We start from the raw sequence: 11,568 nt of genomic DNA, 5'->3' as shown, positions 1-11,568 counted from the left end.
GGGGGGGGGGGTGTGGGTTTTTTTTTTTTTTTTTTTTTTTTTTTTTTTTTTTTTTTTTTTTTTTTTTTTTTTTTTTTTTTTTTTTTTTTGCCGTCGTGATGGAAGAAGGCTTTGACGACCTCGACGCGCCGGTACTGCGCGTGACCAACGAGGACGTGCCGCTGCCGTACGCCGCCAACCTCGAAAAGCTGGCGCTGGTCGACGCGAACAAGGTCGTCGCGGCGGTCAAGAAGGTCACCTATCGCGGCTGAGCCGTGGGGTAAGCTTTTGGTTTGAAAAGGGCCTTCCGGGAGACCGGGAGGCCCTTTTTCATGGGCACCACCTGTGCGAAGGGCAGGGGATGACCGATGCTCTTGCCCCCACCTCGCCCCCGCCCGCCATCGAGGCGGTGATGCGCGAACAGGCGCTTGCGGTCGGCTACGCGCCTGCCGCCGCGCGGGATGGCTTCGCGGCGCTGCTCGATCTGGACCACCAGCTTGCCTCGATCCTGCAAAGCACGACCGAGCCGATGATCGGCCAGATGCGGCTGACCTGGTGGTACGAGGCGCTGGAAAAGCTGGACCGTGAACCTGCGCCCGCGCATCCGGTGTTGCAGCGGCTGGCTGCGTCGGTCTTGCCGGGTGGTGTGCGGGGGGCGGACCTCGCGCCGATGATCGAGGGTTGGGAGGCGCTTCTTGACGATGGCGAGCCGCTCGAAGACGAGCGAATTGCGCGCCATGCCGATGCACGGGGCGGCGTATTGTTCGCGAGTATCGGGCGGTTGTTGGGGCAATCGGGATTAGCGCCGCTGGGGGCGGCATGGGCGAAGGCCGATCTGGCGCAGCATCTTTCCGACGGCGACGCCCGCACTCGAATCGGAGCAGGAGCTGTGTCGGCGTTGGACGTCGCACTCGGGGGCAAGTCGCCCAAGTCCGCTCGGGGCTTGAGTGGTCTGGCGGTTCTGGCACGGGAGAGCCTGCGTCATCCCGATCGTCTGCCCGGCCATCCCCTGCGCGCCGCACGGCTGGCATGGCATGGTCTGAGCGGGCGCTGACTGGAGCCGTACCCCGGCGAAGGCCGGGGTCCAGTCGTGCTAATTCATCGATAGTGCTGGATGTTTGCCTCCCTCGCTTATCCATGGCGCACCATCAGCAGCACAGAAACTGGACCCCGGCCTTCGCCGGGGTACGGCTGGGAGTATGGCCGCCCCGCCGAGCCCCGTTCAGCCTGAGCGAAGTCGAAGGCCACGGGAATCGCCTTGCCGCACACGCCTAACCCCGGTTAACCATAACCTTGTCGAACGGGGGAGACGGGACCGATGTGGCGCTATCTGGCCGGTGGGTTGGGCACGCTCGTGCTGGTGGGGGCAGGGCTGTTCCTCTGGGGCAGTCGCCCCGACATACCGTCGCCACTCCCCGCCGCAAGCGCTGCGACCGCCCCGCAAACCACCACCGAAGACGACGCCCCACTCCCCGAAGCCTCCGCCCGCACCCGCGAGCAGAAGCGTTTCGACCGCTATGACAAGGACCGCGACGGCACGATCACCCGTGACGAATATCTCGCCGCGCGGCGCAAGGCTTACGCCAAGCTGGACCGCGACGGCGACGGCAAGCTCAGCTTCGACGAATGGGCGATCAAGGCCACGACCAAATTCGCCACCGCCGACCGTGACAAGTCGGGCGCGATGAACGCGGCCGAGTTCGCGACCACTGCCGTCAAGCGTCGACCGGCTGCTCGGCGGGACTGTCCTCCGGCACGAACGGCACCGGCTGAGGCACCGGAGGCGGGCCCGGCGGAAGAGAGTTGAGCCAGCCGGGCAGCGCCTCGCGCGCGCGGTCGGTGTACATGCGCTTGCGGTCGGCCTTCTTGGTCCGGCCGGGAATGGGCGGGAACAGGCCGAAATTGACGTTCATCGGCTGATAGGTCTCCGCCTCGGCCAGCCCGGTGATATGACCCAGCAGCGCGCCCAGCGCCGTCTCGACCGGCGGCGGCGCGATGGTCTTGCCGGTCAGCTCGGCCGCGGCGAAACGCCCGGCGAGCAGGCCGATGGCCGCGCTTTCGATATAGCCCTCGCAGCCCGTGATCTGGCCCGCAAAGCGCAGGTTGGGTCGCGACTTCAGCCGCAGCGTTGCGTCGAGCAGTTCGGGCGAGCGGATGAAGGTGTTGCGGTGCAGGCCGCCCAGCCGCGCGAACTCGGCTTTCTCCAGGCCAGGAATGGTGCGGAAGATGCGAATCTGCTCGGCATATTTCAGCTTGGTCTGGAAGCCGACGATGTTCCAGAGCGTCCCCGCCGCATTGTCCTGTCGCAGCTGGACGACGGCATAGGGCCAGCGTCCGGTGCGCGGGTCGTCGAGCCCGACGCCCTTCATCGGCCCGAAACGCAGCGTCTCGACCCCGCGCTCGGCCATCACCTCGACCGGCATACAGCCGTCGAAATAGGGCGTGTCCTTTTCCCACTCGCGGAACTCGGTCTTCTCGCCGTCGAGCAGTGCCTGATGGAAGGCGTAATATTGCTCCTTGTCCATCGGGCAGTTGATATAATCCTTGCCCGTGCCCTTGTTCCAGCGGCTCTGGAACCAGGCGACGTCCATGTCGATCGACTCGCGGTGGACGATCGGTGCGATCGCGTCGAAAAAGGCCAGTGCCTCCGCGCCGGTCGCCTCGCCGATCCCACCCGCGAGGCTTGGCGCGGTCAGCGGGCCGGTGGCGATGATCGCAGGCCCCTCCGGCAGGGCGTCGATCCGCTCGCGGACGATGGTGATGTTGGGATGCGCCGCCAACGCCGCCGTCACGCCGCCGGAAAAACCGTCGCGGTCGACGGCCAGTGCCGACCCGGCGGGCACCGCATGGGTGTCGCCCTTGGCCATGATGATCGAGCCGAGCGCGCGCATTTCCTGATGCAGCAACCCGACCGCGTTGGAGGTCGCATCGTCCGAACGGAAGGAGTTGGAGCAGACCAGTTCCGCCAGGTCGCCGCCTTGATGCGCGGGCGTGGTGTCCGCGCCGCCGCGCATTTCGGACAGGCGCACCTTCAGCCCCGCCTCGGCCAGCTGCCATGCGGCTTCCGAGCCAGCCAGCCCGCCGCCGATCACATGAATGTCATATTCCATGGCGTCGCCTTAAACCCGGAACGTCGCGGTTGGAAGGACTTGGCGTGCCCCGCAGCGCTTCCCACTTTGGTGGTATGACCACCATCTTCACCATCGGATATGAGGGCGCGACCGTCGACGGCTTTCTCGCGACACTGAAAGCGGCCGGGGTCGAGCGGCTGATCGATGTCCGCGCGCTGCCGCTGTCGCGGCGGCCGGGTTTCTCCAAATCGCCGCTCGCCGTCGCGTTGAAGGAGGTCGGGATCGACTATGTCCATCTGAAGGATCTGGGCACGCCCAAGCGCGGGCGCGATGCGGCGAAGAAGGGCGATGTCGGCACGCTGCGCGAGGTCTATGATGACCAGCTTGCCTTGCCCGAAGCGCAGGCGGCGGCCGCGCGGATGCTCGATCTGGCGGGCGAGAAGCCCAGCGCGCTGCTCTGCTATGAGCGCGATCCCTGTCATTGCCACCGCACCTTGTTGTTGGAAGCGGTGGGGCAGGGGGTGGACGTGGTCGATCTCTACGTCTGACGGGTCAGACGGCGACCAGTTGGACGAAGCGCGCGGTCCGTTCGCGCAAGGACTCGATCGTGTCACCGAGCGCCTGCGATAGCGTGTCGAGCGATCCGGCATCGCGGTCGATCCGGGTCGCGTCGCGCTCGATCTGCGCCACCTGCCGGCCGATCTGATGCGCCGCCGTCACCGACTGTTCGACATTGGTGGCGATGGCGGTGGTCGCAACGGCTTGGGCTGCGACCGCGACGTCGATCGACTGCGAGATCGCACCGATCGCGGTGACGGCCTCGCCCAGCTGGCCCTGTTCGGTGACGAGCGCGTGGAGGTTGGTCTTCACCTCTGCGATGTTGCGGGCGGCACCTTGCGCGGCGTCGCGGGTCTGGCTGGCGAGCGCCTTCACCTCATGCGCGACGACGGCGAAGCCGCGTCCGGTATCGCCAGCGCGAGCGGCCTCGATCGCGGCGTTAAGGGCGAGCAGGTTGGTGCGCGTCGATACCGTCTCGATCAGCGCGAGCAACGCGTCGATCGCGGTGGCGCTGTCGGCCAGCGCGGCGGTGCGGCGGGCGGCCCTGGCGATACGGTCGCTGACCGTGTCGCGAATGGTGCGGGCTTCGTCCATGTCGCGGGTGATCGTGGCGAAGGCGCTGGCCAGGCCGCGTCCGCGCGTGGCGGTGTCGCCCAGCGCCGACCGGCTTTGGGCAACCGCCTCGGTCATCCGCGCGGCACCGTCCTGCGTCTGCCCGGCATAGCGCGCAAGGTCGCCGGCGACGCGACCCATATCGCCGCTCGCAAGGCCCAGCGTGTCGCACAATATAGCGATGTCGGCCATGAAGCCGCGCGCCGCGCTGTCGATCTGGCGGGCCCGCACCATCCGTTCGCGGGCCAGCGCGGTCTGCGCATCGGCGGCCTGCCGGGCGATGGTGGCGGCGTCGAGCGTGCCGGCGAACACGCCGTTTTCGGTCAGGATCAGCGCGTCGGGTGCGCCCCAGTCGGCATGGAGCGCCAGCCGCTCGGCGACGCCAGTCGTCACCTCGCAACAGGGATGCGCGCGGACATAGGATGTCAGGCTTGCCCCGAAATCGGGATTTTGCAGCAGCGCATGGCCGAAGGGATTGTAGAGCAATCCCTTCACATCGCGTTCCAGGATCGCACCGATCGGCCGCCGCTCGGCGTCGAGCACCGGCAGCAGGCGCATATCAGGATGGTGTCGGAACAGGCCGACCGCCTCGGTCAACGACGCCGCATGGTCGATCACCGGATCGCCGCCGCCGGGGGCGGACCATGTGGAGAAGTGGGGCGGTTTCATAACCAATCCCTAACGCCGCAACCGTAAATGCGGCGTTAGGGATTTATGACGTTTCGGTGACGACAGAAATTTTGCGACCTATCCCGCGATGGGCAGTCGCACCGTCCCGTCATCGTCGCGCTTCATCGGGCCATAGGCGATGACCGCCGACAGCGGCAGGTCGGCATAGAGATGCGGAAAGACCTGGCCGCCACGGCTCTCCTCCCACTTCACCGCACCGCCCATCGCCTCCAGATCGACCGCCGCGATGTGCAGGTCGCTCTGTTCGGCGAAGTGCTTGTCGACCGTCTCGGTCAGCTGGGCGGCGGTGGACAAATGGATATAGCCATCGGCCTTATCCACCGGCGCGCCCGTGAAGACGCCCTCATGCTCCAGCTCAGCCATCTGATCGGCAGTCAGCACCTTATAGGCGGTGGTGGGTCGCATCATTCGCCATCCTCGGGGCCAGCGGCCAGATTCTCGCCGACAATCGCATCCGGCTCGGGCGCGATCTCGGGGGTGCCCTCGGCCAGGTTCATCTCGGCGTCTTCCTCGGTTTCCTCGATGCGTGCGGCCGAGACGACATGCTCGCCCGGTGCCACGTTGAAGAGCCGCAGACCCGCCGAGCCGCGCCCGATGACGCGGAGCGACGCCAGCGACATGCGGATCAGCTTGGCCTGATCGGTCACCAGCATCAGCTGATGCCCCTTGGACGCCGGGAAGCTGGCGACGACATCGCCGTTGCGGGCGATATTGTCGATGTTGGTGATGCCCTGACCACCGCGGCCCGTGCGGCGGTATTCATAGGCCGAGGACAGCTTGCCATAGCCATTGGCACAGACGGTCAGGATGAACTGTTCGCAATTGCGCAACTCGTCATACCGTTCGACCGACAGCTCCGGCTCGCCTTCCTTCTCACCCTTCCAGGGGGCGAAGCGCAAGTAAGCCTCGCGCTCTTCCTGGGTGGTGCCGACACGGTGCAGGACCGAGAGCGAGATGACCTCGTCCTCGCCCTTCAGCGCGATGCCGCGCACGCCGGTCGAGGTACGGCTCTGGAACTCGCGCACATCGTCGGCGGCGAAGCGGATCGCGCGGCCGCAACGGGTGGCGAGCAGCACGTCGTCCTCGGCACCGAGCAGCGCGACGCCGATCAGACGGTCCTCGCTCTCATCGTCGAAGCGCATCGCGATCTTGCCGTTCGAGGGGACGTTGGTGAATGCATCCATCGAGTTGCGGCGCACAGCGCCCTTGGCGGTGGCAAACATGACATGGAGCTTGCCCCACTCCGCCTCGTCCTCAGGTAGGGGCAGCACGGTGGAGATGACCTCACCCGGTGCCAGCGGCAGCAGGTTGACCATCGGCCGCCCGCGCGTGGCCGGACCGCCCTCGGGCAGGCGCCACACCTTGTAGCGATAGACCTTGCCATGGTTCGAGAAGAACAGGACCGGCGTATGCGTGCTGGTCACGAACAGCTCGGTGACGACGTCCTCGTCCTTGGTCGCCATGCCCGAGCGGCCCTTGCCACCCCGGTTCTGCGCGCGGAAGGCGTCGAGCGGGGTACGCTTGATATAGCCCTGCATGGTCACGGTGACGACCATGTCCTCGCGCTCGATCAGGTCCTCGTCGTCGATGCCATCGGCGGCGGCGGCGATTTCCGAGCGGCGCGGGGTCGCGAACTGATCGCGGATCGCCACCAGCTCGCCGCGCATCACCTCGTACAGCTTCACGCGGTTGGCGAGGATTTCGAGCAGCTCGGTGATCGAGTCCGCCAGACCCTTCAGCTCGTCGCCGATTTCATCGCGGCCGAGCGCGGTCAGACGGTGCAGGCGCAGGTCGAGGATGGCGCGAACCTGAGTCTCCGACAGGCGATAGGTGTCGCCAAAGCCTTCGCTTTCGACCGCCTCGACCAGGCGGATATAGCCGGCGATCTCGGCGATCGGCCATTCGCGCGACAGCAGAGCTTCGCGCGCGGCGACCGGCGAGGCCGAACCACGGATGATCCGCACCACCTCGTCCAGGTTCGTCACCGCGATGACGAGGCCCAGCAAGATGTGTGCCCGCTCACGCGCCTTGGCCAATTCGAACTTAGAGCGGCGGGTGATGACCTGCTCGCGGAACTGGACGAAGGCCTGGATGATGTCGCGCAGGTTCAGCAACTCGGGCCGTCCGCCGCGAATGGCGAGCATATTGGCCGGGAAGCTGGTCTGGGCGGGGGTGTGCCGCCAGAGCTGGTTGAGCACGACTTCGGGGGTCGCATCGCGCTTCAGGTCGATGACGATGCGAACGCCTTCGCGGTTCGATTCGTCGCGAATGTCGCTGATCCCCTCGATCCGCTTTTCCTTGGCGGCCTCGGCGATCTTTTCGACCAGCGCGTTCTTGCCCTGCTGATAGGGAATTTCGGTGAGGACGATGGCCCGGCGGTCGCCGCGCATCTCCTCGATCTCGTGACGCGAGCGCACGATGATCGAGCCGCGCCCGGTCTGGTAGGCCGACCGCGCACCCGAGCGGCCGAGGATCAGCGCGCCCGTGGGGAAGTCGGGGGCCGGGACGATCTCGTTCAGTTCCTCGACCGTGATCGCGCCGTTTTCCATGTACGCGAGACAGGCATTCACCACCTCGCCCAGATTGTGCGGCGGGATGTTGGTCGCCATGCCGACCGCGATACCGCCAGCACCATTGACCAGCAGGTTGGGGTACTGGGCGGGCAGGACCGAGGGTTCGCGCTCCGAGCCGTCATAGTTGGGCTGGAAGTCGACCGTGTCCTTGTCGAGATCGTCGAGCAGCGAGTTGGCGACCTTGGCCAGACGCGCTTCGGTGTAACGCATCGCGGCGGGCGGATCGGGGTCCATCGAGCCGAAATTGCCCTGACCGTCGATCAGCGGCACGCGCATCGACCAGTCCTGCGCCATGCGGGCCAGCGCGTCGTAGATCGCGCTGTCGCCGTGCGGATGGTATTTACCCATCACGTCGCCGACGATGCGCGCCGACTTGCGATAGGGCTTGCCCGCGACGAAGCCGCTTTCGGCGGCGGAATAGAGGATACGGCGATGGACGGGCTTCAGGCCGTCACGGACATCGGGCAGCGCACGCGCCACGATCACGCTCATCGCATAGTCGAGATAGCTCGACTTCATCTCGTCGACGATGGAGATCGTCGAAATATCGGAAGGTTCCGCGAGGGTCGTCTCGTCGGCCAAAGTCTGTTGCTTTCCGGCTTGATGGTCAGATGGGAACCAAAGGTACTAGCCCAGCCGAGAGCCCCTGACCACCCCCGCGCGCCCCATTCGCGAGGCGCCGTTTGGGAGGAACGACGGGTGGGCGAAAGGAGCGGCGGGGGCGGGCCCGAGGTCCCTGCTTCCCCCCCGGTCAGCAGGATTTCGGGTCTTGGGAGTGGCTGGCCGCCAGCGGGAGTAAAGGCAACCAGCCCCGCCCTTATGCCGGCCACGCGGTTTCGGCCGGATGTCGCCGATGTTACAATGTTGTAATCTGATCGATAATCAGGGGGTTGTGATCCTCCCCGGTACGGGGAGGGGGGACCACGCGAAGCATGGTGGAGGGGGCGTGCCGCTATGGACGTCCCATGAGGAAGCCCCCCTCCGTCAGACCTTCGGTCTGCCACCTCCCCGCGAGCGGGGAGGAAGGTTCAGGGCTGGACTTCCTTGCCCTCCCAATCGAAGAGCTTGCCGCTATCCGGCGCCTTCAACCCGTCCAGCACGTCGAGCAATTGCACCGCCGCGCGGTCCGGCGCGAACAGGCCGCCGGGGCGGACATTGCCCTGGAACGGCTTGGACAAGGCGGTGTCGACCGTGCCGGGGTGGAGCGCGACGACGATCGAGCGATCGTTGCGCCGCTTATGCTCGATCGCCAGCGTACGGATGAACTGGTTGAGCGCCGCCTTGGACGCGCGATAGCCGTACCAGCCGCCCATGCGATTGTCGGAGATCGATCCGACCCGCGCCGACAGCGCCGCGAAGATCGTCTTGCCGGTGCGCGGCATCAGCGGAAGGAAATGCTTGGCGACCAGCGCCGGGCCGATCGCATTGACCGCGAAATTGCGCGCCAGCCATTCGGGCGACAGCTGGTCTATCGCCTTTTCCGGGCCGTGCTCGCCATCGTGTAGCAGACCGGTCGCGACGATCACCAGATCGGGGGCGGGGCCGTCGGCGATCCGCTTGGCGGCGGCGGCGATGCTGGCTTCATCCTCAAGGTCGATATGCGCGTCACCGGTCATCGCGCGGGCGAGACGGGTGACCGATACCCCTTCCTCCTCCAGCGCATCGGCGATCGCGCCGCCGATGCCGCCCGATGCGCCGATGACGATCGCCCGCTTCCATTCGCTCATCGGACAAATCTCCACTGCGTCGGCGTACTCGCCTCGGCGTCGAACGCATAACCGTCGCTATCGAAACCGCGCATCGCGTCGGTATCGGTGATCCCGTGCTCGATCATCCAGCGCGCCATGGCGCCGCGCGCCCTCTTGGCATGGAAGCTGATGAAGCGGTCGCCCTCGCGGAAATCGACCGCGATGATGCGGATCGCGGGCGGCAGCTTGCCGTCGACGGCATGCCAATATTCCTGGCTGGCCAGGTTCAGGATCGCGCCCGATCCTTCCGCCTCGACCTCGTCCGCCAGGCGCTTGGCGATGCGATCGCCCCACCAGTCGGTCAGCTTGTCGCTGCCCGATCCACCTTTATGCGGGGCCCAGCGCGTACCCATCTCCAGCCGATAGGGACGCATCGCGTCGAGCGGGCGGAGAAGGCCATACAGCCCCGACAGCATGCGCAGATGATCCTGCGCGAACAGCACCGCCGGTTCATCCAGCGTCTTGGCCTCCAGGCCGGTATAGACGTCGCCGGCAAAGGCGAAGAGCGCCGGCCGCTCGGGCCCCTCGGCAAAATTGCGGAACCGGTCGGCATTGAGCGTGGCGAGCGCGGGCGAGATGCGCATCAGCGACGCCAGCTTGTCCTCGCCCAGCTGCGCGGCGGCGGCGGCCAGCGTGTCGGCTTCCTCGGCGAAGTGCGGCCGGGTAGGATGGAGGGCGGGAAGCGGGCTTTTATAGTCCAGCGTTTTGGCGGGGGAGATGACGGCGATCATGATGGCCGCCCGCTAGCGCCGGGAGCGTTCGTGTTCAATCCGCGTTCAGCGCCTGATGGATAGAGGGGGTTCATCAATCGCCTTGCTTGAACGGGACGCGCGCTGTCCCTATCAAGCCTGCCATCGACGATCCCGGACCGACCGGCTGTATTCTTGGAGAGAATTCGCATGAAAATCCTACCGAAGCTCGCGCTGGCGGCCGCGCTCGCGACGGGCATGGGCAGCGTTGTGCTGACCGCGCCGGTGTCCGCGCAGAAGAAGAAGGAAGAAGCCGGCGGGCTGAAGCTGAGCCCCGAGGCGCTGAAGGCCGCGCAGGCCGCGCAGCCGGTGTTGCAACAGAAGAATTATGCCGCCGCCGAGCCGCTGATCGCCGCGGTCGAGGCCGCCGCCAAGACCGAGGATGACAAGTATATCGCAGCGGCGCTGCGCTACGAACTCGAATCGGGCAAGCTGTTCGCGGCCCAGCAGGCCAATCCGAACGCCCCGATCGACGAGGCGACGCTGGCCAAGCCGCTCGACGCGCTGATCGCCAGCCCGTCGACCCCGGCCGCCGACAAGCCGCGTTACGTCTATCGTCGTGGCGCGCTGGCGTTCAACGGCAAGCAGTATCCGATCGCGCTGAAGTATTTCGAACAGGCCAAGCAGCTGGGCTATAACGATCCCAACCTGCCGATGCTGATCGTCAAGACCAAGATGGAGATGGGTGACGTCGCGGGCGCCAATGCCGACCTCGCCGCCGCCATCGATCAGATGAACGCCTCGGGCCAGAAGGCGCCGGAGGATTATTACAAGTACGCCATCGGCCGCGCCAACAAGGCCAAGATGGTGCCCGAGACGCTGGGCTGGATGCGCAAGTGGGTCTCGGCCTATCCGACCGCCCAGAACTGGCGCAACGTGCTGGTCATCTATGGCCTTCAGCAGGGTTCGCTGGCGACGCTGGACAAGAACCAGAAGCTGGACCTGTTCCGCCTGATGCGCGCGTCGAAGTCGCTGGCCGATCAGAACGACTATATGGAATATGCCCAGTACGCGACGGACAAGGGCCTGCCGGCCGAAGCGGCGACCGTCCTGAAGGAAGGCATGGCGACCGGCAAGATCCCGTCGGGCAATGCGACCGCCAAGGCGATGCTGGCGGCGGCCGAAGCCAAGAACAAGCAGGAGGGCTCGCTGGCCCCGACCGAGGCGCGCGCCAAGTCGGCCGGTGACGGCAAGCTCGCCGCGCTGACCGGTGAGGCCTATTATGGTCAGGGCAACTACGGCAAGGCCGCCGAGCTGTACCGCCTGGCGCTTCAGAAGGGCGGGGTCGATGCGAACGAGGTGAACACGCGCCTCGGCATCGCGCTCGCCGCGCAGGGCGACAAGGCCGGCGCCAAGGCCGCGTTCGACGCGGTGCAGGGTTCGCCGCGTGCTGAACTGGCCGGGTTCTGGAAGACCTATCTCGACACCCAGGCTTGATCTGATAACGCCCCTGCACTGGCAACGGTGCAGGGGCGTTATCGGTTGAGGTGTGGGCGTGGCCTTCGACTTCGCTCAGGCTGAACGGCTGTTGGTCTTGGCCTAGCCCCCTAAACCCCGTTCAGCCTGATCGGAAGAGCACAGTTGAACT

The 11,568-nt window shown here is 66.2% G+C and carries 10 protein-coding genes and 1 pseudogene; 5 read left to right on the top strand and 6 right to left on the bottom strand.

The genetic code is table 11. The features are described from left to right. Positions 1 to 89 precede the first annotated feature (89 nt). The 3 genes and pseudogenes from ACQKJZ_RS15135 to ACQKJZ_RS15125 form a co-directional block, all read left to right on the top strand. Positions 90 to 251: pseudogene (locus ACQKJZ_RS15135) on the top strand (transketolase C-terminal domain-containing protein); the annotation flags it as partial. An 89-nt stretch (positions 252 to 340) separates the two neighbouring features. Further along, the gene (locus ACQKJZ_RS15130; protein WP_427732012.1) at positions 341 to 1,033 is read left to right on the top strand and encodes a squalene/phytoene synthase family protein; all 693 of its coding nucleotides are present in this window, start codon (positions 341 to 343) and stop codon (positions 1,031 to 1,033) included. Between the two features lie 264 nt (positions 1,034 to 1,297). After that, on the top strand, positions 1,298 to 1,786 hold the full coding sequence (locus tag ACQKJZ_RS15125) for an EF-hand domain-containing protein (RefSeq protein ID WP_427732010.1): 489 nt from the start codon (positions 1,298 to 1,300) through the stop codon (positions 1,784 to 1,786). On the opposite strand, the gene trmFO is transcribed toward ACQKJZ_RS15125, so the two are convergent. Then, positions 1,695 to 3,089 carry a methylenetetrahydrofolate--tRNA-(uracil(54)-C(5))-methyltransferase (FADH(2)-oxidizing) TrmFO gene (gene trmFO / locus ACQKJZ_RS15120; protein ID WP_427732008.1) on the bottom strand — a complete coding sequence of 465 codons (1,395 nt, stop codon included), beginning with the start codon at positions 3,087 to 3,089 and terminating at the stop codon, positions 1,695 to 1,697. The genes ACQKJZ_RS15125 and trmFO overlap by 92 nt on opposite strands. A gap of 74 nt (positions 3,090 to 3,163) precedes the next feature. Between trmFO and ACQKJZ_RS15115 the strand changes: the two genes are divergently transcribed. Further along, positions 3,164 to 3,598: a DUF488 family protein gene (locus ACQKJZ_RS15115; protein WP_427732006.1), complete on the top strand. Its 435-nt coding sequence runs from the start codon at positions 3,164 to 3,166 to the stop codon at positions 3,596 to 3,598. Between the two features lie 4 nt (positions 3,599 to 3,602). On the opposite strand, the gene ACQKJZ_RS15110 is transcribed toward ACQKJZ_RS15115, so the two are convergent. From ACQKJZ_RS15110 to ACQKJZ_RS15090, 5 genes are all read right to left on the bottom strand, one after another. After that, complete coding sequence (locus ACQKJZ_RS15110; RefSeq protein WP_427732004.1) at positions 3,603 to 4,889, bottom strand: methyl-accepting chemotaxis protein; 1,287 nt, start codon at positions 4,887 to 4,889, stop codon at positions 3,603 to 3,605. Positions 4,890 to 4,967: 78 nt separating this feature from the next. Next, positions 4,968 to 5,315, bottom strand: coding sequence for a DUF952 domain-containing protein (locus ACQKJZ_RS15105; protein WP_427732014.1), 348 nt, complete (start codon positions 5,313 to 5,315; stop codon positions 4,968 to 4,970). Further along, complete coding sequence (gene gyrA, locus ACQKJZ_RS15100; RefSeq protein WP_427732002.1) at positions 5,315 to 8,065, bottom strand: DNA gyrase subunit A; 2,751 nt, start codon at positions 8,063 to 8,065, stop codon at positions 5,315 to 5,317. The genes ACQKJZ_RS15105 and gyrA overlap by 1 nt, the downstream gene beginning before the upstream one ends. Positions 8,066 to 8,511: 446 nt before the next feature. Next, a complete protein-coding gene (locus tag ACQKJZ_RS15095; RefSeq protein ID WP_427732000.1) occupies positions 8,512 to 9,210 on the bottom strand; it encodes an SDR family NAD(P)-dependent oxidoreductase in 699 nt (232 codons plus the stop codon). Then, positions 9,207 to 9,962, bottom strand: coding sequence for a YaaA family protein (locus ACQKJZ_RS15090; protein ID WP_427731998.1), 756 nt, complete (start codon positions 9,960 to 9,962; stop codon positions 9,207 to 9,209). Before ACQKJZ_RS15090 ends, ACQKJZ_RS15095 begins: the two co-directional genes overlap by 4 nt. A 168-nt stretch (positions 9,963 to 10,130) precedes the next feature. Between ACQKJZ_RS15090 and ACQKJZ_RS15085 the strand changes: the two genes are divergently transcribed. Then, positions 10,131 to 11,417 (top strand): tetratricopeptide repeat protein, encoded by a 1,287-nt coding sequence (locus ACQKJZ_RS15085; RefSeq protein WP_427731996.1) that lies wholly within the window; start codon positions 10,131 to 10,133, stop codon positions 11,415 to 11,417. The last annotated feature ends 151 nt before the right edge of the window (positions 11,418 to 11,568 follow it).

Origin of the sequence: Sphingomonas sp. NPDC019816 (assembly GCF_050274375.1) — a bacterium.
In the GTDB taxonomy this organism is placed as follows: Bacteria; Pseudomonadota; Alphaproteobacteria; order Sphingomonadales; family Sphingomonadaceae; genus Sphingomonas.
Note: the sequence above shows the minus strand (reverse complement) of the source record. Positions and strands in the feature narration are given on the sequence as shown.